Origin of the sequence: Mesorhizobium sp. M1227 (assembly GCF_040318315.1) — a bacterium.
Classification (GTDB): domain Bacteria; phylum Pseudomonadota; class Alphaproteobacteria; order Rhizobiales; family Rhizobiaceae; genus Mesorhizobium.
On sequence record NZ_JAMYLZ010000009.1, the window covers coordinates 143,506 to 168,479 of the forward strand.

Sequence of the window (24,974 nt, forward strand, 5' to 3'; positions counted from 1 at the left end):
TAGGACGAACGCCGGCTAAAGCAAGCCGGCCGCCGTCATCAGGTCGGTCACCTTTTTCGAGTTCAGCGTCGTTGGGTCGACTTTCGGCGCCTGCAGATCGGCCAGCGGCACCAGCTTCGGATTGGACTCGGCGCCCTTGCCGACTGCGTATTCGAACGAATCGCCTGTTTTCAGCACGTCCTGGCCGCCATTGCCGGTGACCCATTTCAGGAAAGCCTGCGCTTCCTTCGGGTGCTTGCTCGAGGCCAGCACACCACCGCCGGAAACCGAGACGAAAGCGCCGGGGTCCTGGTGCTTGAAATAGTGCAACTCGACATTCTTGCTGTTCTCGCCGGTCTTGGCCTGATCGCCGTAGTAGTAATAGTGGTAGATCACGCCGCCTTCGACCTCGCCGGCATTGACCGCCTTCATCACCGTGCTGTTGCCCTTATAGGCGGTAAAATTCTCCTTCATCGCCTTCAGCCATTCGGCCGTCGCTGCCTCGCCCTTGAGCTGCAGAAGCGCGCTGACGATCGCCTGGAAATCGGCGCCGGAGGGAGAAGCGGCCCAGCGGCCCTTCCAGCTCGGATCGGCGAGATCGAGCAGCGATTTCGGCAGCTGGTCGGCGGTCAGCTTGGTCTTGTTGTAGGCAAAGACGGTGCTGCGCGCGGCGACGCCGACCCATTTGCCGCTCGCCGGCTGGTACTCCTGCGGAACCTGAGCCAGCGTCTCGGTGTCGACCGATGCGAACAGGCCGGCCGCCTCGACTAATGCCATGGCCGGCGAATTCTCCGTCAGGAATACATCGGCGGGCGAAGCGGTGCCTTCGGCAACAATCTGGTTGGAAAAATCGCTGTCGCCGCCATTGCGGACGGTAACCTTGATGCCGGTTTCCTTGGTGAATCCCTCCGCCCAAGCCTTGGTCAGGTTTTCGTGCTGGGCGTTGTAGACGACGATGCCCTCGTCCTCTGCCATTGCCGGGCCGGCGATCAGGCTGATTGCAAGTGCTGTCGCACCGGCAAGGGCGGAAAGAGCATATTTCATGGCGTCGTCCTCGATTTCGATTGGCTTTGGCTTGGCACGCTGCACCTATCAATACATGACTAGCGCAGTCAACATTGCTGGCCCACTCAATCGCTCAAAAGGAGCAAACTTTCGTGATGCTCAGCTAATTTGCCTTGGACATTATTTCGCCGGCCACGTAACAAATCAGCGCCGAGACGCGAATATCGGGGAGTGAACTCTTGTGAGCGGCAAGGACGAAGCCGAGCTTTCACGGCTGCTGCGGGCCGCGATCGCCGGAGACGAAAGAGCCTATGCCGACTTTCTGCACCGGATCGCCGCGCTCGTTCGTGGCTTTGCCCGGCGCAAGATCGTGCAGGGCGGGGTGGATCCCGAGGATGTAGTGCAGGAAACCTTGCTGGCCATTCATGTGAAACGACACACCTGGCGCCATGATGCGCCGGTGCTGCCTTGGGTTTATGCAATAGCCCGCTTCAAGCTGATCGATGCGTTCCGGCGGCGCGGTCGGCGGATCGAGATCGAGATCGACGAAATCGCCGAGACCTTTGCCGAGCCGGAATCGGAGACGGTGAGCGAGCGCGACGTCAACCGGGCGCTCGACAGCCTGTCGCCGGCACAGCGTTCCGTCGTCTCGGCCGTATCGGTCGAAGGCCGGTCAATCGGTGAGACCGCGGCCAAATTCGGCATCAGCGAGACGGCTGTGCGGGTGTCACTGCACCGCGGGCTTGCCGCCATTGCCAAACGGTTCAGGGCGGGGCGGGAATAAGAATAACATGAGGACCGAAGATTTCATCAGGGCGCTTGACGCCGATGCCCGCAGCAAGGCGCTGCCGCTAGGCACCGCCTGGTGGCTTGCCGCCGGCGTGGCCATCGTGATCGCGGCCGCGGTTTTCTGGCTGACGATCGGCCCGCGCCCCGACATTGCGATCGCCATGCACACGATGCGGTTCCTGTCCAAATTCGTCTTCACGATTGCTCTTGCCGTCAGCGCCTTTGTCCTGGTGCGTGGGCTGTCGACGCCCGGTGCATCGACCGGCCGGGCGGTGAGCTGGATGATCGCCGCGCCGCTGCTGGTGATTGTGGCTGTGATTTTCGAACTCTTCGCCGTGCCTGCGTCCGACTGGGGCACGCGCCTGGTCGGCACGAACATGGTCATCTGCCTGACCTTCATTCCGTTGATCGGGATCGGCCCGCTTGCCGTCTTTCTCGCGGTGCTGCGCCATGGCGCGCCGACAAGGCCGGTGCTTGCCGGTGCGGCCGCGGGCCTGCTTGCCGGCGGGCTGGCGGCGACCTTCTATGCGGCGCATTGCTTCGACGATTCGCCGCTTTTCGTCGGCACCTGGTATACGATCGCGGTCGCCATCCTTGCCGTGCTCGGGGCGCTCGGCGGACGACTTTTTGTGCGCTGGTAGCGAGGTGATCAGCGTGTCGGAACGGGATGCTCGCCGCGATAGTCGTAGAAGCCGCGCCCGGTCTTGCGGCCGAGCCAGCCGGCCTCGACATATTTGACCAGCAGCGGGCAGGGGCGGTATTTCGAATCCGACAGCCCGTCATGCAGCACCTGCATGATCGACAGGCAGGTATCGAGCCCGATGAAATCGGCAAGCTGCAGCGGCCCCATCGGATGGTTGGCGCCGAGCTTCATGGCGGTATCGATGGCGTCGACCGAGCCGACACCTTCATAGAGCGTGTAGATCGCCTCGTTGATCATCGGCAGCAGGATGCGGTTGACGATGAAGGCCGGGAAATCCTCCGAGACGGTGATCGTCTTGTCGAGCTGCTTCACATAGGTTTTTGCCGCCTCGAAGGTCTGGTCCTCGGTGGCGATGCCGCGCACCAGTTCGACCAGCTTCATCACCGGAACCGGATTCATGAAATGTATGCCGATGAAGCGTTCCGGCCGGTCGGTCTGCGAAGCCAGCCGTGTGATCGAGATCGATGACGTGTTCGTCGCCAGGATGGCCTCGGGGTTGAGCTGCGGGCAGAGCTGGGCATAGATCTTGCGCTTGACCGTCTCGTCCTCGGTCGCTGCTTCGATCACCAGATCGGCGCCCGCAAGGTCGGCCATGGCCGGTGCCGCCGAAATGCGCGCCATCGCCTCATTGCGCAGCTTTTCCTCGAGTTTGCCGGAGCCGACCTGACGGGCCATGTTGCCGCTGATCGTAGCGATGCCCTTTTCGATGCGGTCGGGCGAAATATCGTAAACCAGCACCTTATAGCCCGCCAGCGCCGACACATGGGCGATGCCGCCACCCATCTGGCCCGCGCCGATGATGCCGATCGTCTCGATCTTGCTCATTACCCGATCCCGTCGAGGCCTTTGCGGCCCGTTTTTTGTGCAGTGCAAACTAAAAGGGCGGGGCGACTTCGTCTACCCCACCCCTCAGAATTTAATACGCTTTGGCAGAAGGCGTCAAAGCGCCTTTTGCAGTTCCGGCAGAATGACGAAGAGATCGCCGACGAGACCGTAGTCGGCGACCTGGAAGATCGGCGCTTCCTCGTCCTTGTTGATGGCAACGATCACCTTCGAATCCTTCATGCCGGCAAGGTGCTGGATGGCACCGGAGATGCCGACGGCAATATAAAGGTCGGGCGCTACCACCTTGCCGGTCTGGCCGACCTGCCAGTCGTTCGGCGCATAGCCGGCATCGACGGCGGCGCGAGATGCGCCAACCGCCGCACCGAGCTTGTCGGCGACCGGCAGGATGACCTCCTGGAACTTCTCGGAGGAGCCCAGCGCACGGCCGCCCGAGATGATGATCTTGGCCGAGGTCAGCTCTGGACGGTCGGTCTCGGAGAGCTTGTTCTCGACAAAGCTCGACAGGCCGGGATTGGCCGCCGCCTGGACCGTCTCGACCGGCGCGGAACCGCCCTCGGGCGCTGCCTGGAAGGAAGCGGTACGCACCGTGATGACCTTCTTGGCGTCACTGGACTGCACCGTCTGGATGGCGTTGCCGGCATAGATCGGTCGCTTGAAGGTGTCGGGCGACACGACTTCGATGATTTCAGATATCTGGGCGACATCGAGCAGCGCTGCCACGCGGGGCGCAACGTTCTTGCCCGACGAGGTCGCCGGCGCGATGATCGTCTCGTATGGCTCTGCAAGCGAAACGACGAGTGCCGCCAGCGGTTCGGCGAGACGCTCGGTCAGTTCGTCGGCGTCGGCGAGCAGTACCTTGGTGACGCCCTTGAGCTTGGCGGCGGCGTCCGCTGCCGGCTTGGCGCCTTTGCCGGCAACCAGCACATGCACGTCCGAACCGATCTGGAGCGCCGCCGAAAGCGCCTTGGCGGTCTGGTCGGAAAGCGCAGCGTTGTCGTGTTCGGCAATCAGAAGAATAGCCATGATGTTTTCCTGACTTTCGTCTTCGAGGCTCCTGAAATCCGGTCAGGCCGAGTCGAAAACGGTTGGTTTCGAGAACCGGAGCGGAGCGTACTTCAGTACGTGAGCACCGGAAGCGGAGAACCGGCCGTTTGCAGGCCGGCCTCATCGGATTTCCTTAGAGCACGCCGGCTTCGTTCTTCAGCTTGTCTACCAGTTCGGCGACGCTCTTGACCTTGACGCCCGCCTTGCGGCCGCCCGGCTCCTCGGTCTTGATCACTTTAAGCCGCGGCTTGACGTCGGCGCCGTAATCGGCAGGGCTCTTCTCGTCGAGCGGCTTCTTCTTGGCCTTCATGATATTGGGCAGAGAAGCGTAGCGTGGCTGGTTCAGCCGCAAATCGGCCGTGACGATCGCCGGCATCTTCAGTTCCAGCGTCTGCAGGCCGCCATCGACCTCGCGCGTCACCGTGGCCTTGTCACCGTCGAGCACGATCTTGGAGGCGAAGGTGCCCTGCGCCCAGCCGAGAAGTGCGGCCAGCATCTGGCCGGTCTGGTTGGAATCGTCGTCGATCGCCTGCTTGCCGAGAATGACAAGGCCGGGCTGTTCTGCCTCGACGACGCCCTTCAGCACCTTGGCGACGCCCAGCGGCTCAGTCTGCTCGTCGGTCTTGACCAGGATGGCGCGGTCAGCGCCCATGGCGAGCGCCGTGCGCAAGGTCTCCTGTGCCTGCTGCGGCCCGATCGACACGACGATGATCTCTTCGGCCTTGCCAGCTTCCTTCAGCCGGATCGCCTCTTCGACCGCGATCTCGTCGAACGGGTTCATCGCCATCTTGACGTTGGCGAGTTCCACCGCCGAACCGTCCGCCTTCACCCGGACCTTGACGTTCGCATCCACAACCCGCTTCACGGGCACAAGGATCTTCATTTGCCTGCCCTCTTTCACGATAGTCTTTTCACGCTCGTCGGGCGCGCTATAGCAGCGTGCACCTCTTCATAGTTGTCGAAAGCCGACATTCCGGACGGAATTCTGGTCTTCGCCACGCCAGTAGGGTGGCGCTTCCGTAGTTGCGGCAACCCCGCGCGTCAATATCCGAGGCGCACTCGGATCCTCGGCGAAGCACTCAAATCGGTTCAGTCCGGACCGGAAACGCTTCCCCGGCCCCAGCGCGGCGCCGGCTGCGCAGGTTGTGGGTCGCTTGGCGCCGGCTCCCCGGCTACGGGCGCCGGACCGGCGACCACGGCCGGCTCCTCGTCTGCGCCGGCGAGTAGCGGTACGCCGCGGCTGCGCAAGACAAGCACCAGCACGGCTCCAGCGATGATGCCGCCGATATGGCAGGCCCAGGAAACCTGATCCTCGCCCCCCTGGGAGAACATGAAGATCTGGAACAGGATCCACAGGATCAGCGGGATGAAGGCCGGGATGCGCAACGGGATGCGCGCGAAGACCAGCACCCATACCTTCACCCGCGGATAAAGGATCAGATAGGCGGCGACCACACCGGCGATGGCGCCCGACGCGCCAATCAGCGGCACCCGCGAATCCCAGGCAACCAGACCCTGGAGGAAAGCGCCGGCGATGGCGCAAAGCAGGTAGAAGACGAGGTAGCGGACATGGCCAAGTGCATCCTCGACATTGTCGCCGAACACCCACAGGAACAGCATGTTGCCGCCGAGGTGGAAGATATCCGCGTGCAGGAAGGAATAGGTCAGATAGCTCAGGCTCTCCGGAATGACGACAAATTGCGGAGCGAGCTCGACGCTGTCATGCACAACCGACGGGATGAAACCGAGGCCCATCACCGCGGCGTTGGCGAAATCCTCGCCGCCCAATGTGGTGACAAAGTAGATCAGCACGTTGAGCGCGATCAGGCTGATCGTCACATATTGCAGCTTGATGTGCCGCAGCCGGTTGGTGTCATAAAGCGGGATAAACATCAGGCCTCTCCCGGTTCCGGCAGATTCAGCGGTTCTTGCCGGGAACCCATAGCACGTCGGCATTTCCGTTGTCATTGACCGCGCGTGCGGCGACGAACAGAAAGTCCGAGACACGGTTGATGTATCTTATCGCCTCGCGGTTGACGTGCTCGTCTGGATCTTGCGACAGCGCAACCATGATGCGCTCGGCGCGGCGGGCCACCGTGCGGGCGAGGTGAAGGGCAGCCGCTGCCGGCGTACCGCCGTTGAGCACGAAGGATTTGAGCGGCTCAAGGTCCTTGTTGAGGAGATCGATGTCCTGTTCGACGCGGTCGGTCTGCGAGGCGATGATGCGCAACGGCTCGTAGTCGAGCGGCTTGCCATTATTGGGGACTGCCAGATCGGCGCCGAGGTCGAAAAGGTCGTTCTGGATGCGGCCGAGCATCGCATCGATCGCCGGATTTACTGCCGCGGTATGAATGCGGGCCATGCCGATGCAGGCATTGGCCTCGTCGACCGTGCCGTAGGCGTCGATGCGAAGGTCGGATTTCAGCCGCCGCTCGCCGGAGCCGAGACCGGTGGTGCCATCGTCGCCAGTGCGGGTGTAGATCTTGTTGAGCTTGACCACGGGGTACCTCCCGGCTGGTGCTGCGTCACTTACGGGTGAAATACACCGCCAGCATGATCAGCACCAAGGCCACGAACTGCAAGAGCACGCGCGTCTGCATCAGCTTGTTGGAGGTCATGCTGGAGCCGCCGCGCATCATGTTGATGAGGCCGCGGATCAGCACGATCACCACTGCGACCATGACAAGAACGGCGAGGATGTTGAAGACGGTTGCCATGGTGTGTTCCAGTTGAATTGCGTTCAGGCGCGATTGGCGAGCAGACGGTAGAGTGCAGAAGCCGGCAGGATGCGTTTAAGGATCACTCCGATCCTGGCCGGCACTGTTACCACATAATGCGGGCGCGGGCGCCGCGACAGAAGCGCATGGTGCAAGGCGGCATAAACCACCTCCGCCCCGGGCTTCAGCCGCGATGTGCTGCCGCCGGCCCGCAGCCGTTTGAGTTGCGCCGCATAGGCGAGGCGATGAACGGAATTCTCGTGATCGATATTCGCCAGGAACCATGCGAGGCTGTTGCTGGCGATCTTCGATTTCACCGGCCCCGGCTCGATCAGCGAAACATGGATGCCGCTACCCCGGAGTTCTTGATAGAGGGACAGCATCAGCCCTTCGATAGCGTGCTTCGATGCCGAGTAGGCGCCGCGAAAAGGCACCGGCGCGAGGCCGAGGATCGATGAGCAATGAACGAGACGACCATGGCCCTGACGGCGCATCACCGGTACGACGCGGCGAGTGAGATCATGCCAGCCAAAGACATTGGCCTCGAACTGCTGCCGTAAAGCCTCGACCGGCAGGTCCTCGACGGCGCCGGGTTGTCCGTAGGCGCCATTGTTGAAGAGCGCACCGAGCCGGCCGCCGGTCCGTTCCAGCACCGACGCCACCAGCGCCTCGATCGATCCGGGCTCGGTGTAGTCCAGATAAAAGGCCTCGATGCCGTCGGCCTCGAGCGCGGCGATATCTTCGGGCTTTCGGGCCGTTGCGAACACCCGCCAGCCTTCCCTCTTAAGAGCATGGGCGCAATAGGCGCCTATGCCGGAAGAGGCACCTGTGACAATGATGGTGCGCAACTCTTCTCCGGGAGGAATGGTGGTTTGACCTAGGGTTGTCATTTACCGCAAACCCTTCCCATATTCGCGGCGTCGGGACAATCGAAGGGAACGCGGTTCTTGTTGCGGAAGATCGTAGCCCTCAAACGCGTCCTCTACGACGCGCTCGGCCATTTCAACACCGACGACGGCTGGGCAATGGCCAGCCATCTGGCGATCACCGCGCTGATGGCGCTTTTTCCTTTCCTGATCTTCGCTACGACGCTGGCGAGTTTTTTCGGCGCGCAGGCTTTCGCCGACACCGCCGTGCACCTTGTGTTCGACACATGGCCCGAGCAGATCGCCAAACCGATCGCGCGCGAGGTGCTCAACGTGCTTACCGTCCGGCGCAGTGACCTGTTGACCTACGGTATCGTGCTTGCCGGATATTTCGCCTCGAACGGCATCGAGGCGCTGCGCACCTCGCTCAACCGGGCCTATCGTGTCTCGGAAACGCGCGGCATCATCTACCGGCGGGTGCAGAGCATCATCTTCGTGCTGATCGCGACGGCCGGGTTTTTGGCCATCAGCGTGCTGCTGGTCTTCGCGCCGTTGCTGGCACGGCTGGCCGAGTCGCATTTCGAATGGATAAAGCCCTACATGGGCACGATCACGCTGTGGCGTTACGTCATCGCCTCGGTCGTCATCATCGGCGGCCTGTTCGCCGTGCATTTCTGGTTGCCGGCCGGCAAGCGCCGCTTCGTTTCGATCGTGCCTGGCATCATCTTCACGCTGGTCGGCTGGCTCATCGGGTCGACCATCTTCGCCGCCTATCTCGATCATTTCTCGTCCTATGTGACGACCTATGCCGGCCTCGCCTCGATCATGATCGCCGTCGTCTTCCTCTACATCGTATCAGCGATCTTCATCCTCGGTGGCGAGCTCAACGCCGCGATCAGCCGCTATTTAGAGGCGCGTGCCCGCGTCGGCGGCTGAGCCGTCGCCAGCCCGACGCCGAGCGTCGCGATCGCCATGCCGGCGATCTGGAGCGGGCTCAAGTGCTCACCGAACAATGCCCAGGCGATGACCGCGGTGACGGCCGGCACGAGGTAAAACAGCGAGGCGACCTTCGACATTTCGCCGTCGCGGATCATCACCATCAACAGGAAGATGGCGCCGATCGACAGCACAAGCACGAGCCAGGCCATGGCGAAGATCAGTTCGCCATTGACGATGACCGTTCGCGTCTCGAAGGCTAGCGAGGCCAAGGCCATTACAGATGCGCCGCCGACATATTGCCAGAACGTGGCAGCCACCAGATCGCCGCCGGAAGCAAAGCGCTTCTGCCAGATCGTGCCGGCGCTCATGCCGAGCACCGAGACAAGTGAGGCGCCCAGCGTCTCGGCCGTCACCCCGCCGCCGAGCGCGCCGAGCTTCGGCCAGAGCACGATCACCACACCGATCAGCCCGAGGCCGAGACCGGCCCAGTGGCGCGGCAGGATGGCCTCGCCGAGAAGCCTGCCGGCGAGCACTGCCGTGATCAGCGGCTGCAGGCCGACGATCAGGGCTGAAAGCCCAGCGGGCATGCCCCGGTGGATGGCCCAGAACACGCCGCCGAGATAGACGCCATGCATCAGGATGCCGGCGCCGGTCGCGTGCAGCGCCTCGTCGCGGGTGGCGCGGCTCGAACCAAGTGCGGCCATCAAAGCGACAAGCAGGATTGCGGCCAGGACAAAGCGCGCGGCCAGGAAAGTAAAGGGCTCCGCCCACGGCATGGCATAGCGCGCGCCGATGAAGCCGGTCGCCCACAGGACGACGAAAGAGGCGGGGATGAACCGCTTGAGGCTGTGCATTTTTCCGGAGGCCACGCGTCGGTGAGGACTGATTGTCGCGCTTGCTCTAATGCCGTTCCGAGCGGAAGGCAAAACCAAACCGTTGATCCATAGGCTCATTTCCATTCAAGGAATGCCGGTGGCGCCGCTAGAGACCGACCAGCCGCCTCACATCGTCCGGCGATGCGCCCGTCTTACGCTGGGCGGCAAGGCCGGTATCGCCAAGACTCTTCGACAGTTTTCGTCCGTCCGGGCCGAGGATCAGGCGATGGTGAAAATAGGCCGGCTGCGGCAGGCCAAGCAGTTGCTGAAGCAGCCGCTGCACGCTGGTCGCGGAATAGAGATCCTGGCCGCGCACGACATGGCTGACGCCCTGCAGCGCGTCGTCCATGGTGACGGCGAGGTGATAGCTGGTCGGGATTTCGCGGCGCGCCACGACCACGTCGCCCCAATCCTGCGGATGGGCTTCGACACGACGCGTCGCGGAGAGCGTCTCGTCCATGTATTCGGCCCATGACAGGTCCTTGCCGGCGCGCGCTATTGCCGCATCGACGTCCAGCCGCCAGGCAAATGGCACATTTTCGGCCTGGCGCCGCTTGCGTTCGCTCGCCGTCAACGCCTTGTCGGCGGCAGGATAGAGCGGCACGCCGTCCGGGTCGCGCGGCCAGTCGCGGCCACGCTTCTCGCTGTCGGCGATAAAGGCGCGGATCTCACTTCTGCTCATGAAGGCCGGGTAGACAAGTTCTTCCTCGATCAGCCGCTCGAGCATCGCCCGATATTCGGCAAAATGCTCGGACTGGCGGCGCACCGGTTCCTCCCAGCCAAGCCCCAGCCATTTCAGGTCGCGAAAAATGCCTGCCTCGAATTCCGGCGTGCAGCGTGTCGTGTCGATATCCTCGATGCGCAGCAGCAGGCGTCCGCCCGTCGCCTTTGCCAATTTCTGATTGAGCAGCGCCGAATAGGCATGGCCGAGATGCAGTTCGCCGTTCGGGCTCGGCGCGAAGCGGAATGTCAGCAGTGTCATTGTCCGGCGGCAATCGGGTTGTGTGGCGCTTTCGCCAATTGCTACTTTGCGCCGGTGGCGTCGTGCGTCCAGAGGGACACGTGACGAAGCGTGCGGCACTTTTGATTTTGGAACAAGCAGACATGCAACGCATCGCCAGTCTCGACGACATTGCGCAAGGGCTGGATAGGCTATGCTTACTCGACCCACGCCTGGAAAGAGTGCGCGGCATGGCCGGCGAGGTGCCGCTCAGGCTGTCGGAGCCGGGGTTCAGGAGCCTTGCTTCCATCGTCGTTTCGCAACAAGTGTCCCGCGCGAGCGCCGACGCCATCTTCGGCCGGCTGACGAGACTGCTCGATCCGCTGACGCCGCAGGCGATACTTGCCGCCGACGAGGTGATCTTTCGCGAGGCCGGGCTGTCGCGACCCAAGCAGCGCGGCCTGGTTGCCGTCGCCCGGGCGGTGGCCGACGGGCTCGACCTCGATCACCTCTGCCGGCTCGATGCAAGCGAAGCGATCACGGCCATGACCAGGGTGCCGGGGATCGGCCCGTGGACGGCTGAAGTCTACCTTTTGTTTGCCGCCGGACACCCGGACATCTTTCCGGTGCGCGACGTTGCATTGCAGAGCGCGGTCGGCCATGCACTAGGCATCGACCCGCGTCCGCCGGAGAAAATGCTGATCCGGCTTGCCGAATCATGGAGCCCGTGGCGTGGTGTCGCATCGCGGCTTTTCTGGGCTTATTATCGCGAATTGAAGGGCAGGGATGCCACGCCTCCGGCCTGAATCCGCAAAAAAGCATTGAAATCATGCGTTTTTGAGACCCGGCATGATCGACAATCCGCTTCACATCCCTGTCATGTCGGGCTTACAGTATCCGCGTCGACCGGTTCTAGGGTGAAGGAGGTCAACGACGTGACGGTTGCCGTATCTCCGGATGGGCTTCCAGCGCTGGTGCTGAACGCGGATTACCGTCCGCTCAGCTATTACCCCCTGTCGCTCTGGTCCTGGCAGGATGCCATCAAGGCGGTGTTCCTCGAGAGGGTGAACATCGTCGCCGAATACGAACACGCCGTCTCTTCACCGACCTTTTCGATGAAGCTGCCGAGCGTCGTCAGCCTGAAGGCTTACGTGAAGCCGTCGAGGCATCCGGCGTTTACCCGTTTCAACGTCTTCCTGCGTGACCGTTTCCAATGCCAATATTGCGGCACGCCGGACGATCTGACGTTCGACCATGTCATTCCTCGCCATCGCGGCGGCGCCACGACCTGGGAGAATGTCGTCGCTGCCTGCTCGCCCTGCAATCTGAGGAAGGGCGGCATGATGCCGGCCCACGCCAAGATGTGGCCGCTGCAGAAGCCCTACCAGCCGACGGTGCATGATTTGCATAATAACGGCCGGCTGTTCCCGCCCAACCATCTACACGAAAGCTGGATGGATTATCTGTACTGGGATGTCGAACTCGAGCCGTGAGATCATCCGATAATTCGGGAGGCTGGCCGTCTGAAGCGATTTTCTGCGCTTCCGATGCTCACGGACCAATGTCCGCTCCGCTTCGGTTCTCGGCAATCACTCCACCCGACTCAGCCTGCCGAATTCTTGGATGATCTCGTGTCGCGCTAAATCAGTCGCGGGCGAAGGCGCTGCGGAAGGCTACGACTGCCAGGACAAAGCTGGCGATGGCGTTCCAGCCGGCCAGCGACAGGCCGAGGATCCGGAGCGCCGCCTTGTCGCAGGAGGGCGGGACGAATTTGTCGAGCGCATCGAGCACGCCCTTGCCGCCGGTGTCCACCGGCCCGGCGGCTGCGGTGCAATCGGTCGGGCCTGGCCACCACGCCCATTCGACGCCGGAGTGATAAACGCCGAGATAGCCGCCGTAGAGCATCAGCAGGCCGCCAATGGCCAGCAGGCCACGGCTTACCCAGGCTGGCGCCTGAAGAGCCGACGCAAGCACCGCCAGCAGCATCAAGGGCACGCCGACGTAGTAAGGCGTGCGCTGCTCGAGGCAGAGCTTGCAGGGGATGTAGCCGCCGAGATACTGGAAGGCCAGCGCCGAGCCGACCGTGGCGGCCATGGCGACAGCGAGGAACAGGGCGGTGCGCAGCCGCTGGCGTCCGGTATCGGTATTCACGGTCGCTGTCATCGGGCTCAGTCCATTCGGTTCGATGCCGTTCAGACGGCGTATTTGACGACGATATAGAGCAAAATCAGGGCGGCGGCGGCGGCGCCTGCAATCTGGCCAAGGCGCTTTTCGATGAAGTGGCGGATCGGCTCGCCATAGCGGCGCAAGAGCCACGCGAGAAACAGGAAGCGAGCACCGCGCGCCACGATTGCCAGCACGATGAACAGCAGCAAAGGAACACCGATGACGCCCGACAGGATCGTCACAACCTTGATCGGCGGCAGATGGGCGAGGCCGGAGGTGACCAGCATCAGGATGATGAAGCCAACACCCGATGAGACGCGCATCGCCTCGAACTCGTCATATTTGCCATAAAATTCGAGGATCGGCCGCGCCATCGCATCATAGGCATAATGGCCGATGAACCAGCCGGCGATGCCGCCCAGCACCGAGGCGACGGTGGCGACCAGCGCGTAACGATAGGCGCGATCCGGCCGCGACAGCGCCATCGGCAGATAGAGGACGTCGGCCGGCACCAGGAACACCGAGCTCTCGACGAAGGCGATGAAGGCCAGCCACCATTCGGCGGATTTGCTCGCCGCCAGCGACAAGGTCCAGTCGTAAAGTCCGCGAAGCATCGGCACTCCTAATGCACGCCCAAACCAGAAGCGGTCTTGGGATCACGACATGTACAAACAAGACTTGGAAGCGCCCGCATCAACCTCGTCGGACGAGGTGCGCTTCAATGACATGCGCCGCCTGTCTAGAAAGATTTTCCGCGCTGCACAATGGCAGCTGCTTCACGAAATCGAAAGGCTGAGGCTTGAGCGAGCCCAGATGTCGGGATTTGGCCAGTTGACGAACAGGCCTCCAACCGTATAGTCCGCGCCCATCCAGGCCGCCCGGCCTGAGCCCCTATGGCGGAATTGGTAGACGCGCTCGACTCAAAATCAGGATGCGTCTACCGTCAGCCCGCAGGGTAATAGGATTGGAGGTCAATGGGTTAGGAGTTAAGAGCCGCTTAATTCTCGAACTGCCACCCTCTGCGTAGGTGCAGCATGAGAGCGTTGAGAGGTAAATGAGTTAGCGCCTTGCGGGTGTGGTGAAACTGGTAGACGCGCTGGATTCAAAATCCAGTTCCGAAAGGAGTGTCGGTTCGAGCCCGACCACCCGCACCAACTATCGGCCAACAAACTTTGAGAACGGCAGTCATTTCACCTGTCGCGCCAGAGTTCGAATCGTGTCGGCCGCCCACCTCCACCAGGATACTCCGCAATGTCCGGTGATGGATGGGACAGATCAATACATAAAATCAATATGTTATGAGAGATCGTGTGCAAAAACTGCACACGAAAGGTCCGCTACTCTTCTGGTTTTCGTTCCTGCGATGGAGTAGCCGACGGGCCTCTTGGGACGCCTGTTGAGTAGCTGCGCTGTCCTATCCTGCGAGGACCGTTGCTGGTGTATCCGCGATCTGCCGTCTTTCAGATGGCGGACGTCACCCATGTCGGTCGACCAAGATCAAGCTTGATCCCGCTGACCACGCGACGCCGCTGATGTGCTCGACACCAATGCCCGACTGCGTCGGCGCATTACGCGTGAGCCGTAAGAAATAAAATGACCAGTGCGCTTGAGCCCGCTGCAATATCAAAAAGATGCCCCGGCTTCAGGGAGGCCACACGCGCCGCCCATTCGTCGGCTGTGAAAGCGCGTCGTTGCAATGCAAGTGAAAAAAACTACCGGCCAATCAAAGCGAACATTTCTGGACTGTTTGCCGACCGAGGCGGAGTTTGATGAGGCTCAACTTCAGCCGGGACCGAAATGGCCTTACCGACCGATCCAGATCACCACGCCCGGGAGACGCTCCGGCTGATCGGCCCCGATCCGCAGAACTGGGTGCCGGACCGGGAAGGCATCGACCACAATGTCTTCATCGTTGGCGGTGGGCAGACGGGGGCGACCTTTGCCTTCGCGTTGAGGCGTGCCGGCATCGGCAAGGTTACTGTCGTCGACGCGGCACCGGATGAAAGCAAGGCCGGCATCTGGTTCACTCATGCACGGATGAACCGGCTGCGAACGCCAAAGGGCTTGCCGGGGCCGGAACTCGGCTTGCCGGGCTTGAGCTTTCAGTCCTGGTACGAAGCCCGCCACGGTGCGGAAGCCTATGCCGGATTCGACCGCATCGCACGGACGGATTGGGCGAACTACCTGAAATGGTATCGCGCGTTCCTCGGTATCGGCATCCGTTACGGCACGCGTCTCATTCGCATCGAGCCGGCCGGCGGGCTTTTTCGCCTCCACCTCGAAGCCGACGGCACGCCATCGGTCGAAACGGCGCGCAAGATCATTCTGGCCAATGGCTTTGGCGGCAGCGGCGGTCCAGTGATACCGGCGGTACTTGCCGCCTTGCCGCGGGGCCTTGTCGCACACAGTTCGGCGGCAATCGATTTTGCCTCGCTCAAGGGCAAGGCAATGGCTGTCGTCGGGTCGGCGGCTTCGGCATTCGATGCGGCCGGAGCTGCCCTTGAGGCCGGCGCGAAATCGGTGCGTCTCTTTGCCCGCCGCAACAGCATTGCCAGTGTGCCGATCAACCGCGTGCGCGGCTATCCCGGCGCCTATGACAATTATCCTCGGCTGCCCGATGCGGTGCGCTGGCGCCAGGCATTGCGCTTCCGCGAGGCCGGTTCAACGCCGCCGCTCGATGCGGTGGAGCGGGCGGTGCGGCACCAGAATTTTCATCTCCATCTCGGTGCCCCCTGGACAAATGCGGATGTCGAAGACGGCAAGGTCGTCACCGATATCGCAGGCGAGACGTTTGCGTTCGACTTCGTCGTCGCCAGCACCGGCTATTTCGCCGACCCGACGCGCAAGCCTGAGTTCGCCGATTTCGCCGCCACCATCCGGCTATGGCGCGACCAGTACGCGCCGCCGGAAGCAGAGCTGGATGAATTTTTCGGCGCCCATCCTTATCTCGGCCTCGGCCATGAATTTCTCGAGAAGGCGCCGGGGGAGGCGCCATTCCTGAGGAATATCCATGTCTTCAATCCCGGCGGCTTTGTCAGTTTCGGCCTGCCGATCGGCGATGTGCCGTCGATCAGGCGCGATGTGCCGGCCGTTGTCGCGCGCATCAGCCGCGATCTCTTCCTCGCCGATCTCGACAGCCATGAGAGCCGCATAACCGGGAGCCATCCGGCCGAGTTCGGCGAAGACGCCTATGCCGCTTCCGTCTCGCGGCCGGCGCAGACCATCGCGGCGGAATAGACGCATTTCCATGGACAAACGCCGATGACCTTCAGCCCTGACCTTTCCGACCCGTTCGTCGCCACGGCGGTCGAACTGCGCGAAATCTTCGATCGGGATGCCGTGGTGCGCGACAAGGCCGGCGGCCGGCCCGTCGAACAGATCCGCCTGCTGAAGGAAAGTGGTTTGCCGTCGGCGCAGATTCCCAAGCGCTATGGCGGCAAGGGCGCACCCTGGCTGTCGGTGCTTCGCGTCGTGCGCGAATTCGCCCGCACCGACGGCTCGCTCGCCCATCTCTACGGATACCATCATCTGCCGCTCAATGGCGTGCTGTTCCGTGGCACGGAGGCGCAGAGGGACCGGCTGCTGACACGCTCGGCAAGGGAGAACTGGGTCTGGGGCAATTCCGGCAACGCCATGTCGAAGACGTCGACGGCCAGGCGCAACGGCACGGGCTGGATCCTGAGCGGCTTTCGGCCGTTCTCCTCCGGTTCACACATCGCAGACTACATCCAGGTTGCCTGGGAGGACGGCCAGGATCGACTAGCGGCAGCGATCCCGGCTGACCGTGAGGGCATCGTCATCGAGGATGACTGGGATGGTGTCGGCCAGCGGCAGACCGGCAGCGGCAAGGTCACGTTCAAGGACGTGCATGTCGGCGACGACGAACTGATTGGCTCGCCCGCGGTGCCGCTGACGCCGTTCCAGACGCTGACGTCACTGTTCCAGCAGGCGGTCCTGCTCAACCTGTTCGTCGGCAGCGCGCAAGGAGCGCTGAGCGAAGGCCGCGACTATACGGTCTCGCAATCGCGCCCCTGGGTCTATTCCGGCTATGAGAAACATACCGACGATCCGTTCGTGCAACGCAAATATGGCGACCTCTATATCCGCACGCTCGCGGCGGCCGAACTGGCCGATATAGCAGCATGCAGCCTCGATGCCGCCTATGGCCAGGGCGAGGCGTTGACCCTGGAGCAGCGCGGGCAGACGGCGATCGATCTCGCCACCGCCAATGTCTACGCCGGACAAATCGGCCTCGACGCGTCGAGCGAGGTTTTCGAGGTGATGGGCGCCCGCTCAGCCACCAAGGCCAATGGCTACGACAGGTTCTGGCGCAACGTGCGCACGCACACGCTGCACAATCCGGCCGAATACAAGAAGCGCACGATCGGCACCTGGTTGCTGACCGGGGAATTCCCGGCCGGCGGACTGTACCGCTGAGGAGGCGAAAAAAATGGCCAGGCGCGAGGACAAGCTCAAGCTGGGAGCGTTTCTGCTCTTCACCGGTCACCATGTGGCGGCCTGGCGCCATCCAGCGGCAGGCGAGGGGACCAGCCTCGGCGACTACGTCGAACTTGCCCGGCTGGCGGAAGCGGCCAAATTCGACGCGATCTTCTTTGCCGATGGCGTCGCGGCGCGGCTGAGCAACCTCGAGGCCGCCAGCCGCAAGGCGCATAGCGGCGTCTATCCGTTCGAGCCGATCACGCTGCTGTCGGCACTGTCGGCTGTGACCAGGAACATCGGCCTCATCGCCACGGCGTCGACCAGTTTTTCCGATCCCTACAATCTGGCCCGCCAGTTCGCGTCGCTCGACCATTTGAGCGGCGGGCGCGCAGGCTGGAATCTGGTCACCTCTTCCGATCCGGAGGCTGCGTTCAATTTCGGCCACGACACGCATATCCAGCACGGCGAGCGCTACGACCGCGCCGAGGAATTCGCCGATGTCGTGCTCGGCCTGTGGGACAGTTGGGAGGATGACGCTTTCCCGCGCGACAGGGAGAGCGGACGCTATTTCGACAAGGACAAGCTCCACGTGCTGAACCACAAGGGCCAGCATTTCAAGGTGCGTGGTCCGCTGAACACGCCGCGCTCACCGCAAGGTTATCCGGTCGTCGTCCAGGCCGGCGCGTCCGGCCCGGGCAAGGAACTGGCGGCGCGCACGGCGGAAGCGATTTTCGCCGCGCAGATCACGCTCGACGAAGCCACCGCCTTCTATGCCGACGTCAAGGGCAGGCTCGGCAAATATGGCCGCTCGGAGGATGACCTGAAAGTCCTGCCAGGCATTTTCCCGGTCGTCGGCCGCACCGAAGCCGAGGCGCGGGAGAAGTTCGAACAGTTGCAGGATCTCATCCAGCCGGAAGTCGGCCTCGGTCTGGTCTCGGCGCTGGCCGGCGGCTTCGACCTTAGCGCCTATCCGCTCGACGGGCCGGTGCCGGATTTGCCGGAGACCAATGCCGGCAAGAGCCGGCAAGCGCTGGTGATCGATCTGGCGCGACGCGAGAATCTGACGATCCGGCAGCTTTATCTGCGCATCGCCGGCGCCCGCGGCCACTGGCAGGTGGTCGGCACGCCGCAACAGATCGCCGACACCATGGAAGAGCGGTTCGAGAATTACGGCGCCGACGGCTTCAACATCATGGCGCCGATCATGCCCGGCGGCCTGAAGGATTTCATCGAGCTGGTGGTGCCGGAACTGCGCCGCCGTGGCCTGTTCCGCGACGAGTATGAGGGCAGCACCTTGCGCGACAATCTCGGCCTGAAGCGACCGGCAAACCGTTTTTCGCGGCATGCCGCGGCAGCTGCGGAATAGGCCGGCAATGGCGCGCGACACGCTCTTTCTCATCCAGCCGGGTTTCGCCGACCCAAATCAGCCGGGCCAGACGTTCGTCTGCCCCTATTGCAACCAGGTTGAGGGATTGCTCGCAGCCTTTCCCGATCTCGCCGCCAGACTCGACGTTGAGCGCGTGCCGTTTTCGAGGCCGAGAGGCAAGGTGATCGACGCGCTCGGCGAACGGCACCAGTCGCTGCCGGTGCTGATCATCGGCAGCAATCCGCCCGCCGACTTGCCGACGGCCAAGGGCAAGGTCTTCGCCGATGACACCAGGCGCATTCTTGCACTGCTTGCCGAGCGCCACGGCTTTCCGCATCTGCATGAGTGACAGCATGACCTTCGATCCTGATACCTCCAATCCATGGATCGCCAAGGCGGCCGAGCTGCGCGAGATCTTTGCCCGCGACGCGGTCGAGCGCGACCAACTTGGCGGCAGGCCCGTCGAGCAGATACGGCTGCTCAAGGAGAGCGGCCTGCTCACCATCGTCATTCCCAAGGAATTCGGCGGCGCCGGCGAACCCTATTCGACGGCGCTGAAGATCGGCCGCGAGTTCGCCAAGGTCGACGGCTCGATCGGCCATATCTATGGCTACCATTTCAGCGCATTGATCGCCGCCAGGCTCAACTCGGACGAGCCGCGTTCAGCCGATCTGCTTCGGCGTTCGGCTGCCGGCGACTGGTTCTGGGGCAACACCGGCAACAGCTTTTCCAAAACGCTGTTCGGCCGCAAGGATGGCGAGTGGACGATCGTCAATGGTTTCAAACCCTTTGCCTCCGGCTCGCATGTTGCCGATTATCTTTCGACCTCGTGGGAGGACGAGAGCAGCGGCGAGAGGAAGTTTGCAGCGATCCCCGCGGACCGTGAAGGCATCACCGTTCTCGATGACTGGGACGGCATCGGCCAGACGCAGACCGGCAGCGGCAAGGTCGCCTACAAGGACGTCAGGATCCACGACAGCGAGTTGGTGCGCGGTTGGGTCGACGCGTCGTTGCCAATCCGCACCATCGGCCCGCTGCAGCAGCAGAGCGTGTTGCTCAATGTCTTTGTCGGCACGGCCCAGGGCGCGCTGCTGGCGGCACGAGACTACACGCTCAATAGTTCGCGGCCGTGGATGTATTCCGGCGTCGAGCGCCATATCGACGATCCATGGATCAAGCGGCAGTATGGCGAACTGTGGGTCAAGACGCGGGCAGCGACAGTGCTGGCCGATCGGGCTGCGGCGGCGATCGATCATGCGATCGCGCGCGGCAAGGCGCTGACCGAGCAAGAACGCGGTGAGGCGGCGGTTGCCGTCGCCGCGGCCAATGTGCTGGCAGGCGATGTTGCGCTCGAAGTCACGACCGAGATATTCGAGGTCATGGGTGCCCGCTCGGCAGTGCGCAAATACGGCTTCGACCGCTTCTGGCGCAACGCACGCATTCACACCTTGCACAACCCTGCCGAATACAAGACCCGCACCGTCGGCACCTGGTATCTGACCGGCGCTTATCCCGAGCCCGGCGTCTTTCGATGAGCGGCCGGCAGCTCCATCTCAACGTCAACATCCTGCATGCCGGCTTCTCGCCGGCGGCATGGCGGATGGACGGCGTCGACCCCTATGCCGCCTTCACCGTCGACCACTATGTGCAAGTGGCGAAGATCGCAGAGCGCGCAAAGCTCGACGCCGTATTCCTTGCCGACCAAGCGGCGATATCGGACCGCATTGACTATCGTCCGATCACGTCGCTGGAGCCGACCATCGTGCTGGCGACGGTAGCCGCCGCAACCGAGCGCATCGGCCTGATCGCCACCGCTTCAACCAGCTTCAACGAGCCCTACAATATCGCCAGGCGCTTCGCGACGCTCGACCATGTCAGCGGCGGACGCATCGGCTGGAACATCGTCACCACGGCCGATCCCGCCTCGGCCCGCAATTTCGGCCTCAACGGTGCCATCGATCATGGCCGGCGCTACGAGCGGGCGGCGGAATTCGCTGACATCGTCAAGGCATTGTGGGACAGCTGGGAGGACGATGCCTTCATCGGTGATGTCGCCAGCGGGCGCTTCGTCGATGCCACCAAGGTTCACGCCATCGACCACAAGGGCGCACATTTCTCGGTGCACGGGCCGCACAATGTGCCGCGTTCGCCGCAAGGGCATCCGGTGGTCGTCCAGGCCGGCGGGTCGGATGACGGCAAGGACCTCGCCGCCCGCCACGCCGAAGCCGTGTTTTCCGCATCGCAATCTTTCGAGGAAGCGCTCGGCTATGCGCGGGAACTTAAGGCGCGTGCCGTCGCCTATGGCCGCACCGGCGGCGTGCCGCTCAACCTCGCCGGCCTAGCCACTATCATCGGCAGCACAGAGGGGGAAGCGGAGCGGCGGCAAGAAGAGCTGTGGGATCGCATTCCGCTCGACTACAGCCTTGGGCGGCTGTCCGGCGTGCTCGGCATCGATCGCGAGCGGCTGAAGCTCGATGAGAAGTTGCCGGAAGGGATTCAACTGCCCCCCAACGGCGGCCACACCTTCTTCAAGGCCACGCTCGCGCTCGCCCGCAGCAATGATTTCACGGTTCGCCAGCTGATCCGGGCGCTGAACGGCAGCACTGGCCACCGCACCATCGTCGGCACGCCGGAGCAGATCGCCGACGATATCGAAAGATGGTTTGTCGCCGGCGCCGCCGACGGCTTCAATCTGATGCCGGACGTGCTGCCGACCGGACTGGAGGTCTTTGTCGATACGGTGGTGCCGATCCTGCGCCGGCGAGGGGTGTTCCGAACGGAATATGAAGGGCGCACGCTGCGCGACCATCTCGGCCTTGCCCGGCCCGAAAGCCGCTTTGCACCGCAGCCGAGCAAGGCGCCAGGGCTGCTAGGGGCAGCCCTTTGAATGATCATCAAAATACAACGGAGCGGAGGGTCCTGCCATTGACCTCCATGCCCGGCCAAAATACAGGCCCGACAATGAGCGCTGATACCGAATTTCTTTGGTACATCCCGAACCAGGTCGCTCCCGGTCACCGCGGCGAGCCGGCCGTCGAGAACCACAACAGCCTGGAGACGCTGACCAGCCACGCAAAGGCGCTTGAGGAATACGGCTGGAAGGGCGCGCTGATCGGTACCGGCTGGGGTCGGCCCGACACTTTTACTGTCGCGGCCTCGCTCGCCGCGCGGACCACCTCCTTCGAGCCGCTCATCGCGATCCGCCCGGGGTACTGGCGGCCGGCGCACTTCGCATCCGCCGTAGCCACGCTCGACCAGCTGACCGCCGGTCGCGTGCGTATCAACATAGTGTCAGGCAAGGACAACCTCGCTGCTTATGGCGACAGCGAAGGTGACCAGATACATCGCTATGCCCGTACCAGAGAGTTCATGCGCCTGGTTCGCAGACTTTGGACTGAAGAGAACGTGACCTTTGCGGGCGAGCACTTCCAGGTCACTGGCTCTACCGTGATGCCCCGCATCCATGTCCGTGGCGATCGTCGCCATCCCAAGCTCTACTTCGGCGGCGCGTCGGAGGCGGCGGAGCGGGTGTCGGCCAGCGAGGCGGATGTCCAGCTCTTCTGGGGTGAGCCGCTCGACGGCGTCCGGGAGCGGATCGAGCGGCTCAAAGCCTTGAGCAGGGAACTCGACCGAGACCTCCCGCCTCTGGAGTTCGGGTTGCGGGTCACCACGCTGGTCCGCGACACCGCTGGGCAGGCCTGGGCGGACGCAGAAGCGAAGGTCGACGAGATGGCCAAGGGCCAGGGAGCCGGCTGGAACGATCACGGTCGGGCGGTAGCGGTGGGCCAGCAGCGTCTGCTCGATCTGCACGCGCGCGGCGAGGTGCTGGACGACAATCTCTATACTGCGCCGGGCAAATATGGCGGCGGCGGCGCTGGCACCACCTGGCTGGTCGGCTCGGCCGCCGACGTCGCCCGCTCGCTCGGCAGATACCGGGATCTGGGCATCACGCATTTCGTGCTCTCGGACACGCCGTATCTTTCCGAGATCAAGCGGCAAGGCGATCAGTTGCTTCCGCTTTTGCGCAACGGGGCCTAAGCCGCGCTTCTTGAATGACCTGGGGTCGTCAGAACACCGGATAAGCCAGATTGCCAGTAGGGAAGACGATGTCACAGCCGGCCGCCTTCAGCATCCGCCCTTCCGACGCTGACCTGCGTGGTGAAGCGGCGCTACGGCGGCGTTATCGAGCGCCGCAAAGCGCGCATACCGGAACCTGGAACGAAGCCCTCGAGGCGATCCTTTCGCATCGCTCGGTCCGCAATTATCTCGCCAAGCCTCTGCCCGAAGGGACGCTGGAACTGATCGTCGCCGCCGCCCAGTCGGCGCCGACTTCTTCCAATCTCCAGGCGTGGAGCGTCATCGCAGTCGAGGATCCGGCGCGCAAGGCGCGGCTTGCCGAACTGGCGGCGATCAATCGCCATATCGAGCAGGCGCCGCTGCTGCTGGTCTGGCTGGCCGACCTGTCGCGGCTGCGTGCCATTGCCGAGGCAAAAGGCCGGGTGGGCGAGGGGCTAGACTATCAGGAGAGTTTTCTGCTGGCCGTGATCGACGCCGCACTTGCCGCACAGAACGCCGTGGTGGCGACCGATGCACTCGGGCTCGGCTCCTGCTACATCGGCGCGATGCGCAATCATCCGCAGGAGGTGGCGCGCGAACTCGGCCTCCCGCCGGAAACCGTGGCGGTGTTCGGCCTGACCGTCGGCTATCCCGATCTCCTGGCTGCGACTGACATCAAGCCCAGACTGCCGCAGGCTGCGGTGCTGCACCGCGAGCGCTATCGATCAGAGCCCGATCCGGACGATCTTGCAGCCTACAACCAGAGGCTTCGTTCATTCCAGCAGGAGCAGGCGATGCCTGTGTTGGACTGGACAGAGTTGGTTTCGAACCGCATCGGCAGCAAAGCAGCGCTGAAAGGCCGTGATCGCCTGGGCGAAGTGCTGAAGGCCATGGGCTTCAAGCTCAAATAGGCGCGCGCCTGCTCGCGAGACCGCGGCGAGGCTATTCGGCCGCGATAATGGCGATGCGCGCCGGAAGCGCGGCCGGCGGTGGGACGTCGAGAGCGCCGAGCTGGCGCGCCTCGGCCTTCAGCCAGCCATGAAAGCGCTCGACCGTCTCCAGCTTCGCCTTGTGCGGCGTCGTCGCAAAATAATAGGAAAACTCGACCGGCTGCGGTGAGCCGAATGGACTGACCAGACGCCCCGCGGCGAGGTCAGGCTCGGCCAGCCGGAATTTGCCGAGACCGATGCCCTTGCCGGCAGCAGCTGCGTCGAGCACCAGTGACGATTGGCTAAGCCGTATACCGCCCTCGACAAAGCGGCCGGACAGGCCGTTGGATCTCAGCCAACCCTTCCAGTCAGGGCAGCTTGGATCGCGTTCCGGACCGTCCTCATGCAGGATCGGTGCGTCACGCAGCCCCTCCGGCCCGCGATAGAGACCGTGCATGCGAGCAAATTCCGGGCTGCAGACGGGCAGCACCGCTTCCGAAAACAGCCGTTCCGTCAGCAGGCCGCTATAGGCGCCCGACCCGTAGCGGATGACGCAGTCGACGTCTTCGCTGGCAAAGTCGGCAAGCCTGGTTGATGCGTCGACCAGCACTTCTAGGCCGGGTACCGCGTCGCGCAGTGCGTCGAGGCGCGGGATCAGCCATTTGCTGGCGAAGGAGGGCGCAACCGACACTTTGATCGGCGCATCCTCCTCGTCGCCGGAAATCCGCGCGACCGACTCGACAACGACGTCGAAAGCCTCGGTGAGGCCGGGCATCAGCGCCTGGCCGGCCGACGTCAGCAGAAGCTCGCCACGGTTGCGATGGAACAGCGGTTGACCGAGGTGATCCTCGAGCAGGCGGATCTGCTGGCCGATGGCGGCAGGCGTCACATGGAGTTCTTCGGCCGCCCGCGTAAAGCTCAGGTGGCGGGCGGTTGCGACAAAAGCTCGAAGCGACGTCAGCGGCGGAAGCCTCGCCAGCGTCGGCCGCAGCTTCCTTGATTTTGCGCGAATGAGATCGACCATGGAGCGCATTCAACACGTTCAGGCCGGGCGCGACGAGGGCGGGCTTTGCGCCAAAGTGCCCGGTGGAAAATTTCGTTTGCCGCAGCGTCGCGGCAGCGGGAACGGAAATCTAAAAAATCGTAATGTCTACAATTCTTGTAGAAATAAGATCGGAGCGCTGATTTGGGCGTCGAGCAGCTTTGCCAGATCCTGGAATGAAACGGTCGTGCGAAGCAGTGCTTTCGGCAGACGATAGAAAATCATTCTTCCGGTTTTGCGGCGTGGCAGGGATCATCGCGTCGAGGCGCCGG

Annotated in this window: 26 protein-coding genes and 1 tRNA gene; 14 read left to right on the forward strand and 13 right to left on the reverse strand. The window is 63.1% G+C overall.

Annotation, left to right across the window (positions count from 1 at the left end; all coding sequences use genetic code 11):
* Window positions 1-15: 15 nt before the first annotated feature.
* Window positions 16-1,023 (reverse strand): iron ABC transporter substrate-binding protein, encoded by a 1,008-nt coding sequence (locus NKH28_RS14575; RefSeq protein WP_352816668.1) that lies wholly within the window; start codon window positions 1,021-1,023, stop codon window positions 16-18.
* Window positions 1,024-1,225: 202 nt separating this feature from the next.
* Here NKH28_RS14575 and NKH28_RS14580 point away from each other — a divergent pair, with 202 nt between their 5' ends.
* Both NKH28_RS14580 and NKH28_RS14585 read left to right on the forward strand, forming a co-directional pair.
* A complete protein-coding gene (locus NKH28_RS14580; RefSeq protein ID WP_352489432.1) occupies window positions 1,226-1,768 on the forward strand; it encodes a sigma-70 family RNA polymerase sigma factor in 543 nt (180 codons plus the stop codon).
* Between the two features lie 7 nt (window positions 1,769-1,775).
* On the forward strand, window positions 1,776-2,414 hold the full coding sequence (locus NKH28_RS14585) for an NrsF family protein (RefSeq protein ID WP_352471395.1): 639 nt from the start codon (window positions 1,776-1,778) through the stop codon (window positions 2,412-2,414).
* Window positions 2,415-2,422: 8 nt separating this feature from the next.
* Here NKH28_RS14585 and NKH28_RS14590 read toward each other — a convergent pair whose 3' ends face one another.
* The 7 genes from NKH28_RS14590 to NKH28_RS14620 all read right to left on the reverse strand — a co-directional run bounded on the left by NKH28_RS14590 (window position 2,423) and on the right by NKH28_RS14620 (window position 7,973).
* On the reverse strand, window positions 2,423-3,301 hold the full coding sequence (locus NKH28_RS14590; RefSeq protein WP_023677945.1) for a 3-hydroxybutyryl-CoA dehydrogenase: 879 nt from the start codon (window positions 3,299-3,301) through the stop codon (window positions 2,423-2,425).
* Between the two features lie 114 nt (window positions 3,302-3,415).
* A complete protein-coding gene (locus tag NKH28_RS14595) occupies window positions 3,416-4,345 on the reverse strand; it encodes an electron transfer flavoprotein subunit alpha/FixB family protein (RefSeq protein ID WP_023677946.1) in 930 nt (309 codons plus the stop codon).
* A 154-nt stretch (window positions 4,346-4,499) separates the two neighbouring features.
* Window positions 4,500-5,249 carry an electron transfer flavoprotein subunit beta/FixA family protein gene (locus tag NKH28_RS14600; RefSeq protein WP_023677947.1) on the reverse strand — a complete coding sequence of 250 codons (750 nt, stop codon included), beginning with the start codon at window positions 5,247-5,249 and terminating at the stop codon, window positions 4,500-4,502.
* Between the two features lie 206 nt (window positions 5,250-5,455).
* A complete protein-coding gene (locus NKH28_RS14605) occupies window positions 5,456-6,259 on the reverse strand; it encodes a rhomboid family intramembrane serine protease (protein ID WP_352540182.1) in 804 nt (267 codons plus the stop codon).
* Window positions 6,260-6,284: 25 nt separating this feature from the next.
* Window positions 6,285-6,866, reverse strand: coding sequence for a cob(I)yrinic acid a,c-diamide adenosyltransferase (locus NKH28_RS14610; RefSeq protein ID WP_352615986.1), 582 nt, complete (start codon window positions 6,864-6,866; stop codon window positions 6,285-6,287).
* 25 nt (window positions 6,867-6,891) lie between these two features.
* Window positions 6,892-7,083: a twin transmembrane helix small protein gene (locus NKH28_RS14615; protein WP_023677950.1), complete on the reverse strand. Its 192-nt coding sequence runs from the start codon at window positions 7,081-7,083 to the stop codon at window positions 6,892-6,894.
* A 23-nt stretch (window positions 7,084-7,106) separates the two neighbouring features.
* Window positions 7,107-7,973, reverse strand: coding sequence for an SDR family oxidoreductase (locus NKH28_RS14620; protein ID WP_352471390.1), 867 nt, complete (start codon window positions 7,971-7,973; stop codon window positions 7,107-7,109).
* Between the two features lie 57 nt (window positions 7,974-8,030).
* Between NKH28_RS14620 and NKH28_RS14625 the strand changes: the two genes are divergently transcribed.
* Window positions 8,031-8,885, forward strand: coding sequence for a YihY/virulence factor BrkB family protein (locus tag NKH28_RS14625; protein WP_292656768.1), 855 nt, complete (start codon window positions 8,031-8,033; stop codon window positions 8,883-8,885).
* On the opposite strand, the gene NKH28_RS14630 is transcribed toward NKH28_RS14625, so the two are convergent.
* On the reverse strand, window positions 8,852-9,742 hold the full coding sequence (locus NKH28_RS14630; RefSeq protein WP_352471389.1) for a DMT family transporter: 891 nt from the start codon (window positions 9,740-9,742) through the stop codon (window positions 8,852-8,854). The two genes, NKH28_RS14625 and NKH28_RS14630, sit on opposite strands and share 34 nt — an antisense overlap.
* Before the next feature lie 127 nt (window positions 9,743-9,869).
* Window positions 9,870-10,745: a tRNA glutamyl-Q(34) synthetase GluQRS gene (gene gluQRS, locus NKH28_RS14635; protein ID WP_352979303.1), complete on the reverse strand. Its 876-nt coding sequence runs from the start codon at window positions 10,743-10,745 to the stop codon at window positions 9,870-9,872.
* A gap of 122 nt (window positions 10,746-10,867) precedes the next feature.
* Here gluQRS and NKH28_RS14640 point away from each other — a divergent pair, with 122 nt between their 5' ends.
* Window positions 10,868-11,509: a DNA-3-methyladenine glycosylase family protein gene (locus tag NKH28_RS14640; protein WP_352979305.1), complete on the forward strand. Its 642-nt coding sequence runs from the start codon at window positions 10,868-10,870 to the stop codon at window positions 11,507-11,509.
* 129 nt (window positions 11,510-11,638) lie between these two features.
* The gene (locus NKH28_RS14645; RefSeq protein ID WP_023677956.1) at window positions 11,639-12,196 is read left to right on the forward strand and encodes an HNH endonuclease; all 558 of its coding nucleotides are present in this window, start codon (window positions 11,639-11,641) and stop codon (window positions 12,194-12,196) included.
* A 151-nt stretch (window positions 12,197-12,347) separates the two neighbouring features.
* Here NKH28_RS14645 and NKH28_RS14650 read toward each other — a convergent pair whose 3' ends face one another.
* A complete protein-coding gene (locus tag NKH28_RS14650; protein ID WP_352471383.1) occupies window positions 12,348-12,866 on the reverse strand; it encodes a disulfide bond formation protein B in 519 nt (172 codons plus the stop codon).
* A gap of 29 nt (window positions 12,867-12,895) precedes the next feature.
* Window positions 12,896-13,483: a YqaA family protein gene (locus NKH28_RS14655; protein ID WP_352471381.1), complete on the reverse strand. Its 588-nt coding sequence runs from the start codon at window positions 13,481-13,483 to the stop codon at window positions 12,896-12,898.
* Window positions 13,484-13,938: 455 nt separating this feature from the next.
* On the opposite strand from NKH28_RS14655, the gene NKH28_RS14660 reads away from it, so the two are divergent.
* The 9 genes from NKH28_RS14660 (at window position 13,939) to NKH28_RS14700 (ending at window position 23,642) form a co-directional block, all read left to right on the forward strand.
* A tRNA-Leu gene (locus NKH28_RS14660) sits at window positions 13,939-14,023 on the forward strand.
* A 643-nt stretch (window positions 14,024-14,666) separates the two neighbouring features.
* Window positions 14,667-16,106: an NAD(P)-binding domain-containing protein gene (locus tag NKH28_RS14665; RefSeq protein WP_352979307.1), complete on the forward strand. Its 1,440-nt coding sequence runs from the start codon at window positions 14,667-14,669 to the stop codon at window positions 16,104-16,106.
* A gap of 24 nt (window positions 16,107-16,130) precedes the next feature.
* Window positions 16,131-17,306 carry an acyl-CoA dehydrogenase family protein gene (locus NKH28_RS14670; protein ID WP_352979309.1) on the forward strand — a complete coding sequence of 392 codons (1,176 nt, stop codon included), beginning with the start codon at window positions 16,131-16,133 and terminating at the stop codon, window positions 17,304-17,306.
* Between the two features lie 13 nt (window positions 17,307-17,319).
* The gene (locus tag NKH28_RS14675; RefSeq protein ID WP_352979311.1) at window positions 17,320-18,675 is read left to right on the forward strand and encodes an LLM class flavin-dependent oxidoreductase; all 1,356 of its coding nucleotides are present in this window, start codon (window positions 17,320-17,322) and stop codon (window positions 18,673-18,675) included.
* A gap of 7 nt (window positions 18,676-18,682) precedes the next feature.
* Window positions 18,683-19,024: a DUF3088 domain-containing protein gene (locus tag NKH28_RS14680; protein ID WP_352683052.1), complete on the forward strand. Its 342-nt coding sequence runs from the start codon at window positions 18,683-18,685 to the stop codon at window positions 19,022-19,024.
* On the forward strand, window positions 19,017-20,210 hold the full coding sequence (locus tag NKH28_RS14685) for an acyl-CoA dehydrogenase family protein (RefSeq protein WP_352979313.1): 1,194 nt from the start codon (window positions 19,017-19,019) through the stop codon (window positions 20,208-20,210). The genes NKH28_RS14680 and NKH28_RS14685 overlap by 8 nt, the downstream gene beginning before the upstream one ends.
* On the forward strand, window positions 20,207-21,562 hold the full coding sequence (locus tag NKH28_RS14690; RefSeq protein WP_352979315.1) for an LLM class flavin-dependent oxidoreductase: 1,356 nt from the start codon (window positions 20,207-20,209) through the stop codon (window positions 21,560-21,562). Before NKH28_RS14685 ends, NKH28_RS14690 begins: the two co-directional genes overlap by 4 nt.
* 74 nt (window positions 21,563-21,636) lie before the next feature.
* Complete coding sequence (locus NKH28_RS14695) at window positions 21,637-22,713, forward strand: LLM class flavin-dependent oxidoreductase (protein WP_352616972.1); 1,077 nt, start codon at window positions 21,637-21,639, stop codon at window positions 22,711-22,713.
* Window positions 22,714-22,781: 68 nt separating this feature from the next.
* Window positions 22,782-23,642, forward strand: coding sequence for an NADPH-dependent oxidoreductase (locus NKH28_RS14700; protein WP_352979317.1), 861 nt, complete (start codon window positions 22,782-22,784; stop codon window positions 23,640-23,642).
* A gap of 31 nt (window positions 23,643-23,673) precedes the next feature.
* Here NKH28_RS14700 and gcvA read toward each other — a convergent pair whose 3' ends face one another.
* The gene (gcvA, locus tag NKH28_RS14705; protein WP_352471368.1) at window positions 23,674-24,684 is read right to left on the reverse strand and encodes a transcriptional regulator GcvA; all 1,011 of its coding nucleotides are present in this window, start codon (window positions 24,682-24,684) and stop codon (window positions 23,674-23,676) included.
* Between the last annotated feature and the right edge of the window lie 290 nt (window positions 24,685-24,974).